Below are 19,235 nucleotides of genomic sequence, written 5' to 3' on the forward strand. Positions count from 1 at the left end.
GCTCTCCTCGGGGTGGGTCACTGGCCCGCTGGCTTGTAGGACCAAGTTCTGTCTTGGTGGAACAAGCTACGCGGCGACGCCGGCCCGGCGGGTGAATGGCGGGTGAAGACTAGAGCAGCAACGGCTGGACGCTCCCGCTCGGGCTACTCGTGCTGCTCAGGCGATCTGGCGGCGGTAGGCCACCATCGACAGCAGGTAGGCAACCACGAGGACTCCGACGCACCAAGCCGCCGCCAGCCACGCCTGACCGCCGACCGACCGGTCGTCGATCAGAGCACGGATCGAGTTCACGACAGGGGTCACCGGCTGGTTGTTGGCGAAGGCCCGCAGCGGTCCGGGCATGGTCTTGGTGGGCACCATCGCCGAGCTGAGGAACGGCAGGAAGATGAGCGGGTAGGCGAAGGCGCCCGCGCCCTCCGCCGTCTTCGCCGCCAGCGCGGCCAGGACGGCGATCCAGCTCAACGCCACGGTGAACAGCGCCAGGATGCCGGCGACGCCGACCCAGGAGACCACTCCGGCGCCGGACCGGAACCCCACCAGCAGCGCGACCAGCACGACGAGCACGAGCGAGATCGCGTTGGCGACCAACGCGGTCAGCACGTGAGCCCACAACACGCTGGACCGTGCGATCGGCATGGAGTGGAAGCGTTCGAAGATGCCGCTGCGCCGGTCGGTGAACAGCCGGAGGTTGGTGTACGAGATGCCCGAGGCGATCGTGATCAGCAGGATGCCGGGGAGGATGTACTTCACGTACGCTGCCCGGCCGCCCGGGTCGACCGCGCCGCCGAGCACATAGAGGAACAGCAGCATCATCGCGATCGGAGTGACGGCGGTGGTGATGATGGTGTCCGGGCTGCGCACGATGTGGCGCATCGCGCGGCCCATCATGGCGGAGCTGTCGCGCAGGAAACGGCTCATCATCGCTCCTTGGCCATCGGGTCGGCGCTCGCCGGGCCGGCGTCCGGACCGGTCTTCCCGGCCCCGCCGACGACGGCGAAGTAGACGTCTTCCAGAGTCGGCTTCTTCTCGACGTACTCGATCTTCGGGGGCCCGAGCAGCTCCTGGAGCTCGGCCAGGGTGCCGTTCACGATGATGCGGCCCTCGTGCAGGATGGCGATCCGGTCGGCGAGCTGCTCGGCCTCGTCCAGATACTGCGTGGTGAGCAGGACCGTGGTGCCGCGTCCGGCGAGTTCCCTGACGGTCTCCCAGACCTCCTGGCGCCCCTCGGGGTCCAGCCCGGTCGTCGGCTCGTCGAGGAAGATCACCGCCGGGCTGCCGACCAGGCTCATGGCGACGTCCAGCCGGCGGCGCATGCCGCCCGAGTAGGTCGCCGCCCGCCGGGCACCGGCCTCGGCCAGCCCGAACCGCTCCAGCATCCGGCCGGCGACCTCGTGCGGGTTCGGCAGGTGCCGCAGCTTTGCCATCAGGACCAGGTTCTCCCGGCCGGTGAGGATGTCGTCGACGGCCGTGAACTGGCCGGTCAGGCTGATCGACTCGCGCACGTCCCCGGCCTGGGTCGCGATGTCGAAGCCGTTGACGCCGGCGCTGCCGGCGTCGGCCCGCAGCAGCGTGGCCAGGATCTTCACCAGCGTGGTCTTGCCGGCGCCGTTCGCGCCCAGCAGGGCGAAGATACTGCCCGGCTGCACCTCGAAGTCCACGCCGCGCAGGACCTTCAGATTCTTGTACGACTTCTCCAGGCCCTGAACGCGGATCGGCAGGACTTGTTGTGCGGTCAACGGACGGCCCCTCTGCGCTGTCACCGGTTTCGCCGTCACTGTCCGCCCAAGGATTCGCGATAGACGTCAGCGTTGGTCTGCGAACCCTCGATCAGGTTGTCGGTGAAGGCGGCGATGTCCGGGCCGGTGAGGTCCAGGACTCCCTTGCCCTCCGCGACGCCCTCTTCGAAGAAGTCGACGATGCTGGAGAGCAGGTTCCCGTCCTCCAGATCGACCGGCCCCACCTTGAAGAGGTACTTCTGCATCTCCTTGTAGACGATGCGGTAGTCCGGCGGCAGCGCGTTCACCCGCGCGACGTGGGCCCGCCACTGCTTCTTGCCCTCGACGATGTCGTGAATACCCATGTCAGCCCCCCAACCGGCCGAGCTTCTCGGCGACGTTCCAGTTCAACTGCTCACGCCACTTGTCGCGATAGCTCCGGGCTCCTTCCCCGCCCGCCACCGCCGCGGCGAAGCCGTCGATGTCGTCGCCGAGCACGGCCCGGATGCCCAGGCCTTCCGCCGCCGACTCCTCCAGCAGGCCCAGCACGCCGTCGAAGATCGGCGTCAGGTTGCGGCCCGAGAAGTCCGCCCGGGGCAGCAGGTCCGTCTGGATCTGCTCCCACGCCGACTGATACTCGGCCGGCAGCGCCTTGGCGCGGGCTTCGAAGGCCTTCCATTCCTCGGTCAGGTCGCTGCCTGTGACTTTCTCCCAGAACTTCATCGGCTGCCCTCCTTCAGTGCGTTGATGCGCGACGAGAGGTACTCCCATTTCGCCCAGAACTTCGCCAGCTCCGCGCGCCCGGCGTCGTTGAGCGCGAAGAACTTCCGCGGCGGGCCCTGTGCCGACGGCCGCTTGGTCACCTCGACGAGGCCGCTCTTCTCCAGGCGGACCAGGATCGTGTAGGTCGTCCCTTCGACGACATCGGGGAAGCCGAGTTCGTTCAGCCGACGGGTGATGGCGTAGCCGTACGTCTCCTCGGTGCCGATGATCTGGAGAACACAGCCCTCCAGCGTGCCCTTCAGCATCTCTGTCAGATCGTCCATCGCGAGCCCTCCTCCCAGTACTGAGTAGTGCTGAGTACCACTACACAGTATCACGGAGTAGTGGGCCGAGGAAGCGGCCGCCGACGCGCCGCCCGGCTCGACCCATCCAGGCCGCTCACCCCTCCACGACCACCGCCGTCACCACGAAGCCGCCCTCCACCGCGAACCGCCCGCTCATCCGCGTCAGCGCCACTCCCCCGACGTCCGGCCCGACCTGCTCCAGCTCCGCCACGAACGTCCGCGCCTCCGGCTCGAAGCGCACCGTCGCCTCCTGGAAGTCCAGCCACCGGCGTGCCAGCGGGAACCAGGCCTTGTACACCGACTCCTTCGCGCTGAACATCACCTTGTCCCAGTGCGTCGCCGGATACCGCGAGCGCAACTCCGCCAGCACCGGGATCTCCTCGGGCCGCGCCACGGCCTCCAGCACCCCCTCCGGCAGCTCCAGGTGCGGCTCCGCGTCGATCCCGACCGCCGCCAGGCGTCCGGCGCGCGCCACCGCCGCAGCGCGGTAGCCGTCGCAGTGCGTCAGGCTGCCGATGACACCCTCGGGCCACACCGGCTCCTTCTTCGGCCCGGCGAGGATCGGCCCGGCCGCGCACCCCAACTCGGCCAGCGCCTTACGAGCGCACCAACGCGCCGTCGCGAACTCCCGACGCCGCTTCTCGACGGCCCGGGCGACCAGCGCGGCCTCCTCCGGAAACAGGTCGTCGGCGTCGGTGTACGACTCCACTGCCACCACGTCGGCCGGCAAAATCGCGTCAATCACAGTCGTCCCCCAGCTCTGCATGAATACGGCCACTGACATCGTCGGCCAGACGCTCGACGGACAACAACTCTCCCCTCGCGGAGCCCCTTGACTCCTCACACCCTCATTCATACATTCACTCATCATCTGTATGAATGGATGGCAGCGATGGGCAGAGGCACAGCGGTCGTGTCGGGCGGCAGCATCGCAGGGCTGTGCGCCGCGGGCGTACTCGCCCGCCACTTCGAGAAGGTGATCGTCCTGGAGCGGGACCAGTTGCCGCCCGGCGCGGAGCACCGACGGGGCGTCCCGCAGAGCAAGCACCCGCACTTCCTGCTGAACTCGGGGCGTCGGGCGATCGGGGAGATCTTCCCAGGCTTCGAAGACGCGCTGATCGCGGCGGGCGGGATGCTGCTGATGCCGTCGATGGACGCCGCGTACTGCGAGAACGACGGCTGGGCCCCGCGCAGACGCGGCTCCATGACGATGGTCTACAGCTCCCGGGTGTTGATCGAACGCGTCCTGCGCGACCTGGTTCGCCGACTGCCTGTCGTCGAACTGCGCGAAGGCGCGACGGTCACCGGGTTGATCTCCCTCGGCGGCGGCACTCCGGCCGGACGTGTCGTCGGGGTCGAGTACCGGACCTCCGTCGGCAACGACGACAACGACGGCGACGACGTCGCGCACGTGCCGGCCGACCTGGTCGTCGACGCGCTGGGACGCGGCTCGTCGACCGTCGACTGGCTCGCCGCCGCCGGCTGGCCCACGCCGCCGGAGAAGACCCTCGACGCCAAGGTCACCTACACCTCGCGCTGGTACGACCTGCCGCCGACCGCGCGACGACCGGCCTCCTGGTGGTGGAAGCACCTGATCATCACTCCGACCCAGGACACCGGCAGCCATCCCGCCGAGCACGAGTTCCTGAGCAACTTCTTCCCGATCGAAGGCGATCGCGCCATCGTCTGCCTGGGGTCGTGGGGCATCCCCATGCCGCGCGACGCCGAGTCCTTCGAAACGGCGGCGGACCGGGTGCGGGCCGCGGCTTTCGGCGCGGCGGCCAGGGCCTGCACCCCGACCTCGCCGGTGCACCTGACGCGCTCGACCGGCAACAAGTGGCGCCGGTTCGACCTGCTCGACCGGCCGCCGACCGGCCTCGTGTGCGTCGGGGACTCGATCTGCGCGTTCAACCCGTTCTACGCCCAGGGCATGAGCTCCGCGGCGCGCTCGGCGTTGATCCTCGGCGACATGCTGCGCGAGCGCGACGTCTGCGACGCGGCGTTCTTCCGAGAGTTCCTCGCCCGCCAGAAGAAGTCGCTGGCCGTGCCGTGGATGCTGGCCATGGCACGCGACCAGGCGTACGACTTCGCCACCGGAACGGAGATCCCCCCGCGCTGGCGCCGGCGGCTGGCCGCACGTCTGAGCTGGCCGGTCTTCAACGCCATCAATGCCGCCAGCCGCGAGGACGCTTACGTCGAGCGGACGTTCGCGGAGGTCTTCAACCTCGACAAGTCGCTGCGGCAGCTCGTCGCGGATCCGCGCTTCTGGTGCGGTGTCGCCTGGTACAAGCTGCGGCAACGGCTCGGGCGCACGGTCGTGCCCGGCGGGTTCGACCAGCGGCGGGATCCGCCGGCTACGGACTACACGGACTACACAGAACAAACGGACTACGCGACCTGAGTAGCGGAGGCACCTGCGTTGGACCAGACCTGCGATCCGACCGCCGAGCGCATCGCCGAAGGGCTCGGCTTCTCCTGCCGTCACGCCGACCCGATCGTGACCTTCCGCAACCCGTTCAGCCTCAGCAACGGCACCATGCCGGTCCTGGAGCTGCTCATCGTCGGCGGCGCTGTGTTCGCCTTCTGGCACGCGTGGCGTCGGTGGCGGCGCGACGGCGACCCGGCCAACCTCACGCTGTGGTTCGCCTCGGTGGTCTACCTGGCCGTCATCGAACCGCCGTTGTACTTCCCCGGCTGGTTCGGCCTGGACAAGCAGGTCGGGTTCATCTTTTCGCACAACGTGTTCACGGTGCAGTTCATGGACGACCGGTTGCCGCTCTACATCGTGGCCTTCTATCCGGCGCTGTCGCAGCTCGCCTACGAACTGGTCCGGACGCTGGGTGTCTTCGCACGGCGCGGCGCCCTCGCCGGCGCGCTGGCCGTCGCGTTCGTCTGCCAAGTCTTCTACGAGATCTTCGACCAGCTCGGTCCGCAACTGCGGTGGTGGGCTTGGAATCCCGGGGATACCAAGGTCAACCAGCCCGCGCTGGCTTCGGTGCCGATGAACAGCATGTTCTTGTTCGCTTCAGTGTCCTTCGCGGGGCTGACATACCTGGTCGTCCGTCTGACTGGCACCGGTGCCGGGACCGGCCCGGGCATCACCTGGCGATCCGTCGTCGCAGGAGCCCTCGCTCCCCTGGCCATGCTCATCGCCGGCGCACCCGCCGGCGCCTTCCAAGGCCACGGCCACCTCACCGTCCAGACCACGATCATCGGCGTCGAACTCGCCATCGTCTGGATCATCGGCCTGGCCCTGATCGCCGACTCCTGGCGCGCGCCCCGCACCCACCCAGCGCCCGCGACACTGTTCGCCCGTACCTATCCCCCGATCTACCTCGCCGTCCTGACAGCCCTGTGGCTGGTCGCGCTGCCCGCCTACTTCGCCGCCACCGACGGCGTCACCTCGGCGGGAACACCGATCGGCAGCCTGTGGTACGCCACGCTCTGCGCTGCCGCAGCGGCAGGCGTCATCCTCGCTGCACGTCGTACGACCAGGTAAGGTCCTGGGATCGTGGCGAAGCACGGATGGGGCGGCCGACCCCCGGCGTCGGAAGCCGAGGCCCGGCAACGGATCGTCGACGCGACCGCGCGCTGCGTCGACAGGTACGGCGTCGCCAAGACCACGCTGTCGGATGTCGCCACCGAGCTGGGCGTCACGCGCCAGACCGTCTACCGCCACTTCGCCCGCGTCAGCGACATCATCGCCGAGGTCGCGGCCCAGGGCGCCGACGCCTTCGTCGACCAGCTCGTCGCACACCTGGCGGGCATCACCGATCCGGCCGAAGCCGTGATCGAAGGCATGGTCTTCTGCATCCGCACGATCCCCACGGAGCCGCGCGTCAGCCTCCTGCTACGCCTCGACGACTCCACCGCCTTCGCCCGCGGCGCCACCACTGATACCACCATCGCCTACGGCGCCCGCATGCTCCGCCGCTTCGCCGTCGACTGGACCGCGGCCGGCTTCGCCGACGCCGACCTGCACGGCCTGGCCGAAGTGATCATGCGACTGCTCACCTCGTTCCTGCAGCACCCCGGCACGCTTCAGGACGAGGACCGGCTGCGGGAGCTGCTCAACCGCTGGCTGGCGCCGGCCCTCCGCGAGGGTGCGGGGAGCCGGTGAGCAGGGGTAGGGCCGCGGTCGGTCTGTGGCTTACAGGCGCGGCTGGCGAGTTGGGTCCTCGAACCGTAGCCTTTCGCGAATCAGCCGACTGCGAACCCCACACCGGTCTAGTCTCTGCTGGTGTCCTCCACGCGAGCACCCTTCCGAGCCTCTTACGCGCTGGCCGCCATCGCCATCGCCGTGTCGATAGGCACCGCGGCCTGTAGCTCCTCGGCCTCCACCTCGGCGCAGGCCGCGAACTCGGCGACAGCTGCGTCGCCCACCCCCACGACTGGCGCCGCCGCCACGACCCCCCGCGTGTCGCCGTCCTCGGCTTCCTCCGCGCCGTCGAAGACGAGCGCCAAGTCCTCCGGTCCGTCCTCCGCTCCGTCCACCGCCGCCACTTCCGTCGTCGCCGCGCCGGCAGCGTTCGGCAACCCCGACGGCCACGCTCCCGTCCCGGCGGCGGCGCAGGCAGTCGACACGTCGCACCCGACCACCGTCGTCGGCGACGGCAGCCCGGCGAGCTGTACCTCGGCGGCCGTGGTCGCGGCCGTCGCCAAGGGTGGGGTCATCACCTTCTCGTGCGGAGCCGCGCCGGTAGTGATCGCCATGTCGGCGACGGCCAAGGTGGTCAACACCTCGCAGCGCGTGGTCCTCGACGGCGGCGGCAAGGTCACGCTCAGCGGCGGCGGTCAGCGCCGCATCCTCTACCTGAACACCTGCGACCAGGCGCTGACCTGGACGACGTCGCATTGCGAGAACCAGTCCACCCCGCAGCTGACCCTGCAGAACATCACCTTCGCCGACGGCAACTCCACCGGCCAGCAGGCCTACGGCGGCGGAGGCGGGGCGGTGTTCGCCAACGGCGGCCGGCTGGCGATCGTCAACGCCCGCTTCGTCAACAACCGCTGCGACTCCACCGGCCCCGACCTCGGCGGCGCCGCGGTACGCGCCCTGGAGCAGTGGCAGAACCTGCCGGTGTACGTCGTCGACAGCACCTTCGGCGGCAGCCCGGGCCAAGGCGGCGTGTGCTCCAACGGCGGCGCCCTGAGCAGCATCGGCGTCTCCTGGGACGTCATCAACTGCGTCATGTCCTACAACAAGGCCGTCGGCGACGGCGCCAACCCCGCAGCCCCGGGCACCCCCGGCGGCGGCAGCGGCGGCGCCATTTACACCGACGGCGACAACTACACCGTCACCGTCGCCGGCACCCGCATCGACCACAACACCGCCACCGAAGGCGGCGGCGCCCTGTTCTACGTCAGCAACAACCGCACCGGCACCCTGACCATCCGCGACTCCATCTTGAGCGCCAACATCAACGACAAGTTCTCCACCGACGGCTACCCCGGCGTGTTCTTCCTCGGATCCGGTCAGCCGGTGGTCAGCGGATCAACACTCAAATAGTGAGCAGGACCCCTAACTAGGCGCCTGCGTCCCGATCAGCACTCCCACCGCACCGATATCAGCAGCCTGGAACAGCACGTCAGCGTGCGCCGGATCCGAGGCCTTCGCGGTGAGCCGCACCAGGTGGTTCGCGCCGCCCACCACCGTGGCGGCAGGTGCGGTCAGGGCCTTCGACCAGGGCTCGTGGTTCGACAGCGGTCGAATACCGGTGGCGATCGTCGAGGTCATCGTGGTCGCATAGGTCTGCGCGGTCGCGTCGTCCCGGGCGGCGACGCAGAGCACTTCGGTGATGTCCGTGGCCGATGCGATTCGGACGCCGACTGCGAACCCGTTTGTCGCCACGGAGCCCGCCCCGGTGAATATCTCCGCAGCCGTGGCGTCTCCGAGACAGTCGGCCAGCCCGGAGACCAGCGGATCAGCCGCCAAAGACACCGACCGCACCGGCAGCGCGGCTTGGAGGTCGGCATCGTCCCAGCCGTAGACGATCCGCGTCGCGGACACGCGCAGCACAGAAAGCGCCCCGTCAACGCCCTCCTTGGAAAGCTGCTGAGCAAACGCCGACCCGGCGGGCACGTCCCACTCCGTCTGACCGCCGCCGAGGTCCTTCCCGGACAGCCCGGCCGCCGCCAGCTTCGCCCCGATCGCCGCCGGATCGAACGTCCCGTCCAGCACCCCGACGGTATGCGGCGGCCTGCCGACATCAACGGCCCGATTGACGCCGAACGGATCGAATCCGACCAACGCCGCCAGCGGGGCCGGGCCCGCCGCCGCGAGCACGCTCGAACCCCGAACTCTGATGTCCTGAAGAGCATGGGCGGCACCAGGCGCTCCGCTCATGAGCGCGGTGATCGGCGCAGGCTGACCGAAATCAACCCACCCTCCCGTGACCGCCGTGTCATGGAACTGCTTCAGCTCGTCGGTCAGCGCCCCGCCACCCGACGACTCCTGCCCGACCACCCCGCTGCTGGAACACCCGGCAACAGCAGCCAGCAGAACCGCCGCCGACATCGCCGCCCACCCGATCCTGCGCATGGTCAGCTCTCTCGCATTTCGTCGACACGAGCCATGCGTTCAGCGTGTCAGACGGCTGAGAGGACCGGTCCTCGACCGCTGCCGGCCAGGAGCCGCGCAGCTCTGGTCAGTCAGGCAGCCACGCACCCTGGCGCTCAAGTTCCCGACGAACGACCGTGGTTTCGACGTCGGCACCGCCGGCCGTGAAAGCCGCCGCCACGCCTGCCGCCTGTCCGGTCGCGAACGCAGTCCCCATCACCCGCAGCGACGCGCCCGCGCCGCGATCGCCGTCCACGGTGCGGCCCGCCGCGAAGAGGTTCGGCGTGTTGCGGCTGCACAGCACGTCCAACGGAATGCCGTAGTAGCCCGGCTCGCCGAGATAGATCCATTCCACCGGCGTCCCGGGACCGGGGTGGGACTCCATCGGCCAGGCTCCCAGCGCGACGGCGTCACCCGTCGGCCCGGGTTCCAACAACTCCTTCTCAGTGAGCTGGGATAGTCCGATCACATGGCGCGACTCACGCGTGCCCAGCTCAGGTCCGGTACTCACTATGTAGGCCGAAGCTCCCCCGGGCATCGCCCGGATGACCTGGAGGCAGGCCTGGGCCTGGCCCCGCCCGCTGCGCTCGGCGCGGCTGGTGTCCGCGGCGCTGCGCGCGTCGTACTCCTCGTCGGCGAGGTAGGTGACCAAGTCCCCTGACACAGGCATCCGCGTGATGAGCCCGGTGGTCCCGGTCAGTCCGGGCGTCCCGGCCGCCTTGGCCGTGCGGAGCGCCGCCGACAGCGATGCGCGGGTGATCGGCGCATCGGCCGGGATACCCCCGTACCTGACGCTGAGGGTGCCGTTGAGCACCTTGCCGTCATTGCCGTACCGGACATCGGCACCGCCCAGATGAGCCAGGTCGGCCTCGCCGGTGGCGTCGACGAACGTGTCGGCGCTGTACTCGTGGATACCGGAGTGGTCGGTGACCTGCACGCCGGTGATCCGATCCCCCTCGCGCGCGGCGGCACAGATGTGGCTGTGTAAGAGCACGTCCACTCCGGCGCGCTCGCAGAGCTCGTCCGCGACGCGCTTGACCGCCTCGGGATCGAAGACGACGGCCACCGCCATCAGCTTGCGCGGCTCGGTCACCGCGCCGAGTTCGCGCAGCCCGGCCAACATCTCCTCCGCGACGCCGAACACGACCTGCTTCAGGTCCTGGGTGTAGAGGCCGCAGTAGGTCACCACATTGCGCAGGGTCGCCGCGCCACCCAGGCAGGGCCCACGCTCGATCAGCAGGACGCGAGCACCCGCTCGTCTGGCCCCGATCGCCGCCGCTATACCCGCGGATCCCCCGCCCGCGACGATGACGTCATAGTGATCAACCACTGACAACTTCTTCCCCGAGCGACAGACTGTCGGCCAATGTCCGCCCAGTAGATCGACTTTGACAGGGGCCGTCCAATGCCAACAGATCAGAGCCCATATGCTCTACAGGCATATCGAGGCGAAAAGAGAGCCCCGTGGAACTGCGTCATCTGAGGTATTTCGCGGCCGTCGTGGACGAGGGTTCGTTCTCCCGTGCGGCCGATGTGCTGCACATCACACAGCCGGCGCTGAGTCGGCAGATCCGGTACCTCGAACGGGAAGTCGGCGCGCGGCTGTTCGAGCGCAGCGCCAGCGGAACGAAGGTCACCGACGCCGGAGTCGCGCTGCACCACCACGCGCTCGTGCTGCTGCGGCTCGCCGACGCCACCAAGGAGATGGTCCACACCGCGACCGGCGCGGCGAGCGAGGCAGTACACGTGGGAATCCCTCAGGGGCTCACCGCCGAATGGCTGCTCCGCCTGCTCGCCGCGCTGAGGATCGACGTCCCGCACGCGGCGATCGCCTTCACCGAGACCGGCAGCGCCGACCAGTTGGACATGCTCCGCGAAGGCCGCCTCGATCTGGGCATCGTGCGGGAACAGCCCAGCGCCGAACTCAACGGCAGGCACCTGTTCGACGTGCCGTTCGGCGTCGCGGTCCGCCCCGGCCACCGCCTCGCCGACAAACCGGCCTGCCGCCTGAGCGACCTCGACGGCATCCGCACCCTCGCCCACGGCCGAAGCCAGGTCCCGACCGTCGACGACCGGCTGGTCCTGGCCGCCCACGACGCGGGAGCCGCCCCGCTCTGGCAGTTCGCCCAGTTCTCCGAGCACGCCCTGGCCTGCGCCGAGGCCGTCAACGCCGACGCGGTCCTGCTCATCGAACACTCCGCGCGCCGGCTGCTCCCCGGCTGGCCATGGCTCCCCCTGACCGATCCGGGGATCGCCCTGTCCACCTGGCTCGCCTGGCCGCCGGACGCCCGCCCGGTCGTGAGCGAGGTCGCGCAGGTGACCATCGCTTGCAGCGCCGAAGGTGAAGCAGGGTTCTCACATGGTCGCCAGGCGTCCGTCTAGGCGGCAGGTGTCGGGCCGGGACGGTCAGCCGTTCGCCCTGGCACTGGCGCCACAGTCGCCGGCCAAGGCCTTGTCCAACTCGCTCCACTGCGTGCGAGACAGCGGGCTGCTGTCCTGGAGCTGCAGAACGCCGTCGCCGCCGTCTGCGCACAGGTCGGAGATGAAGCCGGCCAGGCTCTCGTATCCGGGGCCGTCCAGCGGCGCGAGATCGGTCTCTGCGATGAAGATCGGCAGCTTGGTCAGGGCGTGGATCTCGGTGAACACCGGGCCGAAGACACCGGCGAAGGTCCCGAGCTGGGATCCCCATCGGGTGTCGGGGTAGCCCTCGACGCCGACCATGTCGACCTGTGGGGCGCCGGGCCAGTACGGCGTCGGGTCGATGGTCGTGCCGCCGGTGTCGGCGCCGGGTGCCCACATGAAGGAGGCGAGGCCTGCGGCGGTGGTGTTGATGTCGGTGCGTACGGTGTCCCAGGCTTGGATCCATTGGGCGGGGGTGGTGTTTTCGCAGTCGCCTTGGGCCCAGGGGTATTGGCCGGAGATGTTGAATTCGTGGGCGAAGGTGATGATGACCGGGTGTCCGAAGGAGGCGATCTGCGACCCGAGGGTGTGCAGGTAGCTGCTGATCGCCGAGCCGTTCGCACCGATCGTGGTCATCGCCGGGAAGTGGGGGGCGTAGCTGCAATCGCCGGCTCCCCCGCCCTGCCAGGGCTCGATCTCCACGAAGGGTGTCGCACCGGCGGACTCGGCCTGGTCGGCGAACGCGGTGGGAAAGCTGTTGCCCCAGAACAGATACGTGTTGGCGACGTTCGGGCGTTGGCCCGCGACCGTGGAGTAGCGGCCGTCGCCCTCCGCGCTGGTCCAGATCCCCAGCATGACGGCCGACGACACCGGCCGCACCGGGACCTGGCCGGCGGATGACTTGCTCGGGCTGCTCGCACTGCTCGCGCCGGGCGCGTGCCGGTCGGTTCCGGACGACTTGGTGGCGGACGACTTCGTGGCGGTGAGCGTCACGACGACGGCGAGCATCGCCAGCACGAGCAGCACCGGGACCAGCCCGAACTGCACCCGCCGGGCAGCGCTCCGACGTGCGACGCGCGCCAACTCCCGCGCGACCTCGTCGCCATACGCCGCGGCCTGCGCGGCCAGCGGAACCGGCAGCCAGGACCCGCCGGGCGCCGAGGCACCACCGCAGGCCTCGATGACGGCTTTCGCGGTGGGGCGCGCCTCGGGGCCCTTCTCCAGGCAGGCCTCGATCACCGCCCGCAAGGTCTGGTCCCGGCAGGCCAGCGCCCGCGGGTCCGGCGGCTCGTGCACGACCCGGTAGAGCACCTGCGCGTCCGTGCCCTCGCCGAACGGCGTGACGCCGGTGGCGGCGTAGGCGAGCACGCAGCCGAGCGCGAACACGTCCCCGGCGGGGAGCGTCTGCCGGTGCGCGGCCAGTTCGGGGGCGGTGTATCCGGCGGTACCGACCCGCGTCCCGGTGGCGGTGAGCGCCGTGCCGTCCAGCGCGCGGGAGATCCCGAAGTCGATGACCTTCGGGCCGTCGGGGTCCAGCAGGATGTTCGAGGGCTTCAGGTCCCGGTGCACGATGCCCGCGGCGTGGATCTCCGCCAGAGCCTCGGCGATCCCGCCGCCCAGCGCGAGTACCAGCGGCTCTGGCAGCGCACCGTTCGCATCCACCGCCTGCGCCAGCGAAGGGCCGGGGACGTACGCGGTGGCGATCCACGGACGCTCGGCCTCGGTGTCCGCGTCGATCAGCGCGGGGGTGTGGCCGCCGGGCACGGCTCGCACCGCGGCCACCTCCTTGGCGAACCGGGTACGGAACACGGCGTCGCGCGCGTACTCGGCCCGCACGCGCTTGACCGCCACCGGCTGCCCGGCGCGGCTCGCGGCCAGGAACACCTCGCCCATCGCCCCGCCGCCGAGCCGCGAGACCAGCCGGAAGGGGCCGATGCGGGACGGATCGCCGTGGGCGAGCGGCGCGAGCGCCACGGCTTCCCGCGGCCCGGGCGTCGGATCGGCGCTTTGGTGGGTCGACGGCGAGGCGGGCTCGGCGCGCTCAAGCGGCTCGGACTGCTCGAACCGCTCGAACTGCTCGGGATACTCCGTCGGCGCTGCGGCTTCGAGGCGAGCCGGCTCGGTGTCGTCGGCCACGCCGGCGTGGGTCGTCGTGGGCACGGCGTGCGGCCGCGAGCGCGCTTGCGCTGAGGCACCGCGGGCTTGAGCGGAACGCAGTCGGGTCGCCCACTCGGCACCGGCACTTTCCGGCAGTCCCAACGCGACCGCCAGCAGTTCCAGGGACCGGGGATGAGGTCGAGTGGTGCGGCCACGTTCGAGATTGCTGATCGCCCGCACGCTCAGTCCCGACTTGCCCGCCAACTCCTCCTGAGTCATTCCCGCGGCCAGCCGATGACTTTTGACCCACGCGCCCGCAGCCCGCGCCTCGTTCACGCGTCTCCCTCAGCTCTGAATCAGAACTCTGAATGGCGATTCTGGTGGGCCCGGCCGGAACTGACAACCCCGCGGAGTCCGGATTGTGCCGGTTGCTTTTCCGGTCCGACGACAGGGTCCCTGGCCAGCGGCTGTCCGATTGTGCCGGTGACTTTTCCGGTCACCCGGCATGGCCTCCGGCCGACTGGAAGCGGACGCTGATGGCCGTCGGCGCCGACCCCGCAAAGATCTGCACAACATTGGAGGATCGATGATCAGTTCAAGAATGACCGCGATGGCGACCGCGACCGCGGCAGTCCTCATTCTCGCCCTCGGCACGCTCGCCGCCCCGGCCTCGGCTGCCACCCGGCACAGCACTTCCGGCGCACACGCCACCTTCTTCAAGGTGACCGCCCCAGGCGGCGTCGCCGCGCCGGCCGCTGCCTCGGCCTTCACAGCCTGCCCCGTCTCCGCGTTCGGATACGGCGGCGAGGCGATCTGCGACACCTTCGGGTTCAGCGACTACAACCCGAACAGCGGCACAGACGAGGCGTTCGTCATCGGCCTCGACTGGTCGATCTGGCACGCCTGGCCGGGCAGCAACGGCTGGCACAGCCTCGGCGGCCAGGCACTGCACGAGACCGGCAACGGGGTCGGCGAGTTCAGCAGCAACCCGTTCACCATCGACACCCTCGGCACGGACGGCCTCCGGTACTGCCGCGTCTGGCCCTGGACCCGCGGCTGGGGACGCTGCTAGCTCGACGACAGTGCTCTGACATCACCGGAAAAGGAGGTCGCATGCAGCGACCACAGCTAAGGACCTGGAAGATCTGGGCCACCGCCGCGACCGTGCTGGCCGCGCTCGGACTCGTCACCGGCGCCTCCACGGGCCACGCCCGGGCCCAGACGGCGCCCCCGGCCACCACGCTGGGGATCTGGCTCCAGGCCGAGGGCGGCGGCACGTACTCCACCATCCAGGGGCAAAGCCCGAACGTCGCCAACACGTACCTGTACTGGGGCCACGACTTCCCCGCCGCCTTCGCCGGCGAGGCGCACAACGCCGGCGCGACGCCGTTCGTCGAGATCGAGCCCTGGCAGGGCGTGACGCCCGGCAATGCCGGCGAGTGCGACTACTCGCAGTTTCCGGCGATGACCACGATCGGTGCGAACGGCTCGGCGATCAGCAGCTACCTGCACACCCTCGGGTCGCAGATCGCCTCCTTCGGCCACCCGGTCATCATCACCTTCGCCCACGAATTCAACATCTCCGGCCAATACCCCTGGGCCCAAGGCGACTGCGAAAACACCACCCCCGCCCAATGGATCCAAGCCTGGGACACCGTACGCACCGACATCAACACCACCGCCGCAGGCTTCGCCTCCTTCATGTGGGCACCCGGCGCCGACACCGGCGGCACGAACCAGGACCCGACCGCCTACTGGCCCGGCGCGTCCGAGGTCGACATGGTCGGCGTGGACGGCTACCCGAACACCCGCTGGGGCCAGTTCACCAGCTTCTCAGCCCTCTTCGGCCCGGTCTTCTCCGAGATCCACGCGCTGACCAGCCTGCCGATCTTCATCGCCGAGACCGACCTGGCCCCGCTGGACGGCACCGGATACGAGAGCCTGGCCGGGTTCGTCTCCGACCTGTGCTCCAACGGCGGCGACGGCCTCCTGCAATACCAGGACGACACGCCCGACATGACCGCCACGCAGTGGACCGAGCTCGACAACGCCCTGTCGAGCGACTGCTCCGGCAGCACAACTCCCCCGGGCCAGGCACCTGCCGTGGTGACCGGCTCCGCATCCAGCATCACCACGACCAGCGCCACCCTCGCCGGCACGGTGAATCCCGAGGGCGCCGCCACCACCTACCAGTTCCAGTACGGCACCAGCACCAGCTACGGTTCGTTGGCGCCAGCGCCCCCGGCCAGCGCAGGCTCCGGCGGCAGCGCGACCAGCGTGTCGGCCGAGGTGTCCGGCCTGACCGCCGGCACCACGTACGACTACCGGCTGGTGGCGACCAACGCGACAGGCACGACCGAGGGCAGCAATCAGACGTTCACCACGCCCGCCACACCTCCACCCGGAGGCGGGCTCACCCCCGTCGGCGACTTCATCTACGGCGCGTCGCTCACGCCGTCGGTGACCACGCATGCCGCCGGCGACGTGATCCTCCTACACGTCACCACCGAGGGCAACGCCCCACCGACCACCGTCACCGGCGGCGACGCCACCTGGAAGCAGGTCGGGAGCACACTGACGGGCAACGTCAACTCCGGCCTCTCGGCAGCCGTCTTCGAGGGCACAGTCACAACGGCCGGAACCGCACAGGCCACCGTGACAACCTCGGGCACCGCCTCAGCCGTCCGCATCGCCGGCCAGGAGTACAACCCCGGCTCCGGCCAAACCGCCGCACTGATTTCGCAAGCGACCCTCGACAATTCCGGAACGAATACGGGCCCGTCGATCACACCGACAGGCACCAACGAGCTCTACTCCTTCTACGGATTCGACACCGACATAGGCACAGCCGGCTCCACGCCGGGCTACACGTACGACTACGACGACTACGGCAACGTATACGCGTTCGATCCGGCCAGCCCCGCGCAGCCGCCCACATTCGGGGACTCGAACGTCGCATTCGGCATCGCGGTTCTCATGGAATCGGCCCCTGCCGGCAGCAGCTGACCCGCAACGCCGGCGTCGTTCTCACGAAACGCCGCCGGCGGAAAAGCCACTGGTCGCCGCACCCTTCCAGGTACGGCGACCAGTGTCGTTCTCAGCCGTTCTCAGTCGTTCTCAGCCAATAGGACCAGCGACTAAATGCGCACGCCGCCCAGCACCTGCCGCGCCATCACAATCCGCTGCACCTGGTTCGTGCCCTCATAAATCTGCGTGATCTTCGCGTCCCGCATCATCCGCTCCAGCGGATAGTCCTTCGTGTAGCCGTACCCGCCGAGCAGCTGCACCGCGTCCGTCGTGACCTCCATCGCCACGTCCGACGCGAAGCACTTCGCCGCCGCGCCGAAGTAGGTCAGGTCGCCGTCCCCGCGCTCGGACTTCGCCGCCGCGGTGTAGGTCAGCTGGCGGGCCGCGGTCAGCTTCATCGCCATGTCCGCCAGCATGAACTGGATGCCCTGGAAGTCGGCGATCGGCTTGCCGAACTGCTTGCGCTCCTTCACGTAGTTCGACGCGTAGTCCAGCGCTCCCTGCGCGATGCCCAGTGCCTGCGCGGCGATCGTCACGCGGGTGTGGTCCAGGGTGCGCATCGCCGTGGCGAAGCCCGTGCCCTCGGCGCCGATCATGCGGTCGGCGGGGATCCGGACGTTGTCGAAGTACACCTCGCGGGTCGGGGAGCCCTTGATGCCCAGCTTCTTCTCCGGGGCGCCGAAGGTCACGCCCTCGTCGCCCTTCTCGACCACGAACGCCGAGATGCCCTTGGAGCGGGCTGCGGGGTCGGTGACGGCCATGACCGTGTAGAACTCCGAGACGCCGGCGTTCGTGATCCAGCGCTTCACGCCGTTGAGGATGTAGTGATCTCCGTCACGCTCCGCGCGGGTCTTCATTCCGGCGGCGTCGGAGCCCGCGTCCGGCTCGGACAGGCAGTACGAGAACATCGCGCTGCCGGCCGCCAGCGGGGTCAGGTACTTCTGCTTCAGCTCCTCCGAGCCGGACAGGATCACCGGCATCGAGCCCAGCTTGTTCACCGCCGGGATCAGCGAGGAGCTGGCGCACACCCGTGCGACCTCCTCGATCACGATGCAGGTCGCCAGCGCGTCCGCGCCCTGGCCGCCGTACTGCTCGGCCACGTGCACCGCCGCCAGGTCGGAGGAGACCAGGGCGTCCAGGGCCTCCTGGGGGAAGCGGGACTGCTCGTCGACCTCGGCGGCGAAGGGCAGGATCTTCTCCTCGCACAGCGAGCGCACCGCCTCCCGTAGCAGGTCGTGCTCCTCGGAGACCTTGAACAGGTCGAAGTCGGCGGCCATGGCGCGCTCCTAGGGTGAAGGTACTGGGTACCCTCGATTATCCACACTCGGTGCCACAGATACCCTGTGGTACGCACCACAAGTGCTGCACAAGCCGCAACACCGGAACCGGAGGCATCGGTGATCGAACGAGTCGGAGTGGTCGGGGTCGGCCAGATGGGATCGGGCATCGCGGAGGTCTGCGCGCGCAGCGGGCTGGACGTGATCGTCGCCGACGAGAACGCCGAGGGCCTCAAGCGCGGGCGCGACCGCATCGCGGTGTCCCTCAAGCGCGCGGTCAAGGCCGGCAAGCTGAGCGAGGCCGACGCCGACGCGGCGCTGGGCCGGATCCGCTTCACCGAGGACCTGCAGGAGTTCACCGACCGGCAGCTCGCGGTGGAGGCCGTGGTCGAGGTCGAGGCCGTCAAGACCGCCGTGCTGAGCAAGCTGGACCTGATCCTGCCCGAGGACGCCATCCTGGCCTCGAACACCTCCTCGATCCCGATCATGCGCCTGGGCACGGCCACCACCCGGCCGCACAACGTGGTCGGCGTGCACTTCTTCAACCCGGTCCCGGTGCTGAAGCTGGTCGAGGTCATCCCCTCGCTGGCCACCAGCGACGAGACCAAGGCGCGCGCCGTGGCCTTCGTCGAGCAGCTGGGCAAGCAGGCCGTGGTCGCCCAGGACCGCGCCGGGTTCGTGGTGAACTCCCTGCTCATCCCCTACCTGCTGGCCGCGATCCGGATGGCCGAGGGCGGCTTCGCCTCGGCCGAGGACATCGACTCCGGCATGGTCCTGGGCTGCGCGCACCCGATGGGCCCGCTGGCGCTGTCGGACCTGATCGGCCTGGACACCGTGAAGCTGGCCGCCGAGGCGATGTACGAGGAGTTCAAGGAGCCCCTGTACACCCCGCCGGCGCTGCTGCTGCGCATGGTCGAGGCCGGACGCCTGGGCCGCAAGGCCGGGCGCGGGTTCTACGAGTACCCGAGCGTCTAGCCCAGAGCGGCTAAACCAGAGCGTCTAGAAGGCTGCTGAAGATGTTTGGTTCTGGCCTCGTCGTTTTGTTGACGGGGCCAGACTGCTTCTATGCAGGGTGAGTGGACCGGTGAGCTGG

19 protein-coding genes are annotated in these 19,235 nt (G+C 69.5%); 8 read left to right on the forward strand and 11 right to left on the reverse strand.

From position 1 onward, the window contains the following. Positions 1-156: 156 nt before the first annotated feature. The 6 genes from ABH935_RS41085 to ABH935_RS41110 form a co-directional block, all read right to left on the reverse strand. A complete protein-coding gene (locus tag ABH935_RS41085; protein WP_370383394.1) occupies positions 157-921 on the reverse strand; it encodes an ABC transporter permease in 765 nt (254 codons plus the stop codon). Then, positions 918-1,736: an ABC transporter ATP-binding protein gene (locus ABH935_RS41090; protein ID WP_370383395.1), complete on the reverse strand. Its 819-nt coding sequence runs from the start codon at positions 1,734-1,736 to the stop codon at positions 918-920. Before ABH935_RS41090 ends, ABH935_RS41085 begins: the two co-directional genes overlap by 4 nt. A gap of 35 nt (positions 1,737-1,771) precedes the next feature. Continuing rightward, positions 1,772-2,080, reverse strand: coding sequence for a DUF1048 domain-containing protein (locus ABH935_RS41095; protein WP_370383396.1), 309 nt, complete (start codon positions 2,078-2,080; stop codon positions 1,772-1,774). A gap of 1 nt (position 2,081) precedes the next feature. After that, positions 2,082-2,438 carry a DUF1048 domain-containing protein gene (locus ABH935_RS41100; protein ID WP_370383397.1) on the reverse strand — a complete coding sequence of 119 codons (357 nt, stop codon included), beginning with the start codon at positions 2,436-2,438 and terminating at the stop codon, positions 2,082-2,084. Next, positions 2,435-2,761 carry a PadR family transcriptional regulator gene (locus tag ABH935_RS41105; RefSeq protein ID WP_370383398.1) on the reverse strand — a complete coding sequence of 109 codons (327 nt, stop codon included), beginning with the start codon at positions 2,759-2,761 and terminating at the stop codon, positions 2,435-2,437. The genes ABH935_RS41100 and ABH935_RS41105 overlap by 4 nt, the downstream gene beginning before the upstream one ends. A 115-nt stretch (positions 2,762-2,876) precedes the next feature. After that, positions 2,877-3,527 (reverse strand): 4'-phosphopantetheinyl transferase, encoded by a 651-nt coding sequence (locus ABH935_RS41110; RefSeq protein WP_370383399.1) that lies wholly within the window; start codon positions 3,525-3,527, stop codon positions 2,877-2,879. Positions 3,528-3,674: 147 nt separating this feature from the next. Between ABH935_RS41110 and ABH935_RS41115 the strand changes: the two genes are divergently transcribed. From ABH935_RS41115 to ABH935_RS41125, 3 genes are read left to right on the forward strand one after another with little or no spacing between them, the layout of a single operon-like run. Further along, positions 3,675-5,183 (forward strand): FAD-dependent oxidoreductase, encoded by a 1,509-nt coding sequence (locus ABH935_RS41115; RefSeq protein ID WP_370383400.1) that lies wholly within the window; start codon positions 3,675-3,677, stop codon positions 5,181-5,183. A gap of 18 nt (positions 5,184-5,201) precedes the next feature. Next, positions 5,202-6,281, forward strand: a complete 1,080-nt coding sequence (locus tag ABH935_RS41120) for a hypothetical protein (protein ID WP_370383401.1) — start codon at positions 5,202-5,204, stop codon at positions 6,279-6,281. Between the two features lie 12 nt (positions 6,282-6,293). Beyond that, on the forward strand, positions 6,294-6,902 hold the full coding sequence (locus ABH935_RS41125) for a TetR/AcrR family transcriptional regulator (RefSeq protein ID WP_370383402.1): 609 nt from the start codon (positions 6,294-6,296) through the stop codon (positions 6,900-6,902). 152 nt (positions 6,903-7,054) lie between these two features. Here ABH935_RS41125 and ABH935_RS41130 read toward each other — a convergent pair whose 3' ends face one another. Further along, positions 7,055-7,495: a hypothetical protein gene (locus tag ABH935_RS41130; protein ID WP_370383403.1), complete on the reverse strand. Its 441-nt coding sequence runs from the start codon at positions 7,493-7,495 to the stop codon at positions 7,055-7,057. Here ABH935_RS41130 and ABH935_RS41135 point away from each other — a divergent pair. Further along, positions 7,494-8,291, forward strand: coding sequence for a hypothetical protein (locus ABH935_RS41135; RefSeq protein WP_370383404.1), 798 nt, complete (start codon positions 7,494-7,496; stop codon positions 8,289-8,291). The genes ABH935_RS41130 and ABH935_RS41135 overlap by 2 nt on opposite strands. Positions 8,292-8,303: 12 nt before the next feature. Here the strand turns inward: ABH935_RS41135 and ABH935_RS41140 are convergent, their stop codons facing one another. Both ABH935_RS41140 and ABH935_RS41145 read right to left on the reverse strand, forming a co-directional pair. Next, positions 8,304-9,323 carry a hypothetical protein gene (locus ABH935_RS41140; protein WP_370383405.1) on the reverse strand — a complete coding sequence of 340 codons (1,020 nt, stop codon included), beginning with the start codon at positions 9,321-9,323 and terminating at the stop codon, positions 8,304-8,306. 106 nt (positions 9,324-9,429) lie between these two features. Beyond that, positions 9,430-10,671 (reverse strand): FAD-dependent oxidoreductase, encoded by a 1,242-nt coding sequence (locus ABH935_RS41145; RefSeq protein ID WP_370383406.1) that lies wholly within the window; start codon positions 10,669-10,671, stop codon positions 9,430-9,432. 134 nt (positions 10,672-10,805) lie between these two features. Between ABH935_RS41145 and ABH935_RS41150 the strand changes: the two genes are divergently transcribed. Beyond that, entirely contained in the window at positions 10,806-11,723 is a 918-nt protein-coding gene (locus ABH935_RS41150) for a LysR family transcriptional regulator (RefSeq protein ID WP_370383407.1), read from the forward strand. Between the two features lie 24 nt (positions 11,724-11,747). On the opposite strand, the gene ABH935_RS41155 is transcribed toward ABH935_RS41150, so the two are convergent. Then, positions 11,748-14,174 (reverse strand): protein kinase, encoded by a 2,427-nt coding sequence (locus tag ABH935_RS41155; protein WP_370383408.1) that lies wholly within the window; start codon positions 14,172-14,174, stop codon positions 11,748-11,750. Positions 14,175-14,424: 250 nt separating this feature from the next. Here ABH935_RS41155 and ABH935_RS41160 point away from each other — a divergent pair, with 250 nt between their 5' ends. Together ABH935_RS41160 and ABH935_RS41165 are read left to right on the forward strand one after the other, a co-directional pair. Further along, entirely contained in the window at positions 14,425-14,910 is a 486-nt protein-coding gene (locus ABH935_RS41160) for a hypothetical protein (protein ID WP_370383409.1), read from the forward strand. 41 nt (positions 14,911-14,951) lie between these two features. Next, positions 14,952-16,844, forward strand: a complete 1,893-nt coding sequence (locus ABH935_RS41165; RefSeq protein WP_370383410.1) for a glycosyl hydrolase — start codon at positions 14,952-14,954, stop codon at positions 16,842-16,844. Between the two features lie 131 nt (positions 16,845-16,975). Here the strand turns inward: ABH935_RS41165 and ABH935_RS41170 are convergent, their stop codons facing one another. Further along, complete coding sequence (locus ABH935_RS41170; RefSeq protein ID WP_370383411.1) at positions 16,976-18,142, reverse strand: acyl-CoA dehydrogenase; 1,167 nt, start codon at positions 18,140-18,142, stop codon at positions 16,976-16,978. A gap of 120 nt (positions 18,143-18,262) precedes the next feature. Here ABH935_RS41170 and ABH935_RS41175 point away from each other — a divergent pair, with 120 nt between their 5' ends. Further along, positions 18,263-19,117 carry a 3-hydroxybutyryl-CoA dehydrogenase gene (locus ABH935_RS41175; protein WP_370383412.1) on the forward strand — a complete coding sequence of 285 codons (855 nt, stop codon included), beginning with the start codon at positions 18,263-18,265 and terminating at the stop codon, positions 19,115-19,117. Positions 19,118-19,235 lie beyond the last annotated feature (118 nt).

This window comes from Catenulispora sp. GAS73 (assembly GCF_041262085.1).
Lineage (GTDB): Bacteria > Actinomycetota > Actinomycetes > Streptomycetales > Catenulisporaceae > Catenulispora.

What these genes read in the sequence shown, in the direction of transcription:
- ABH935_RS41085 (WP_370383394.1), bottom strand. Translation starts at nt 921, where the DNA reads ATGATGAGCCGTTTCCTGCGCGACAGCTCCGCCATGATGGGCCGCGCG.
- ABH935_RS41095 (WP_370383396.1), bottom strand. Translation starts at nt 2,080, where the DNA reads ATGGGTATTCACGACATCGTCGAGGGCAAGAAGCAGTGGCGGGCCCAC.
- ABH935_RS41100 (WP_370383397.1), bottom strand. Translation starts at nt 2,438, where the DNA reads ATGAAGTTCTGGGAGAAAGTCACAGGCAGCGACCTGACCGAGGAATGG.
- ABH935_RS41105 (WP_370383398.1), bottom strand. Translation starts at nt 2,761, where the DNA reads ATGGACGATCTGACAGAGATGCTGAAGGGCACGCTGGAGGGCTGTGTT.
- ABH935_RS41115 (WP_370383400.1), top strand. Translation starts at nt 3,675, where the DNA reads ATGGGCAGAGGCACAGCGGTCGTGTCGGGCGGCAGCATCGCAGGGCTG.
- ABH935_RS41135 (WP_370383404.1), top strand. Translation starts at nt 7,494, where the DNA reads ATGTCGGCGACGGCCAAGGTGGTCAACACCTCGCAGCGCGTGGTCCTC.
- ABH935_RS41130 (WP_370383403.1), bottom strand. Translation starts at nt 7,495, where the DNA reads ATGGCGATCACTACCGGCGCGGCTCCGCACGAGAAGGTGATGACCCCA.
- ABH935_RS41140 (WP_370383405.1), bottom strand. Translation starts at nt 9,323, where the DNA reads ATGCGCAGGATCGGGTGGGCGGCGATGTCGGCGGCGGTTCTGCTGGCT.
- ABH935_RS41160 (WP_370383409.1), top strand. Translation starts at nt 14,425, where the DNA reads ATGATCAGTTCAAGAATGACCGCGATGGCGACCGCGACCGCGGCAGTC.
- ABH935_RS41165 (WP_370383410.1), top strand. Translation starts at nt 14,952, where the DNA reads ATGCAGCGACCACAGCTAAGGACCTGGAAGATCTGGGCCACCGCCGCG.
- ABH935_RS41170 (WP_370383411.1), bottom strand. Translation starts at nt 18,142, where the DNA reads ATGGCCGCCGACTTCGACCTGTTCAAGGTCTCCGAGGAGCACGACCTG.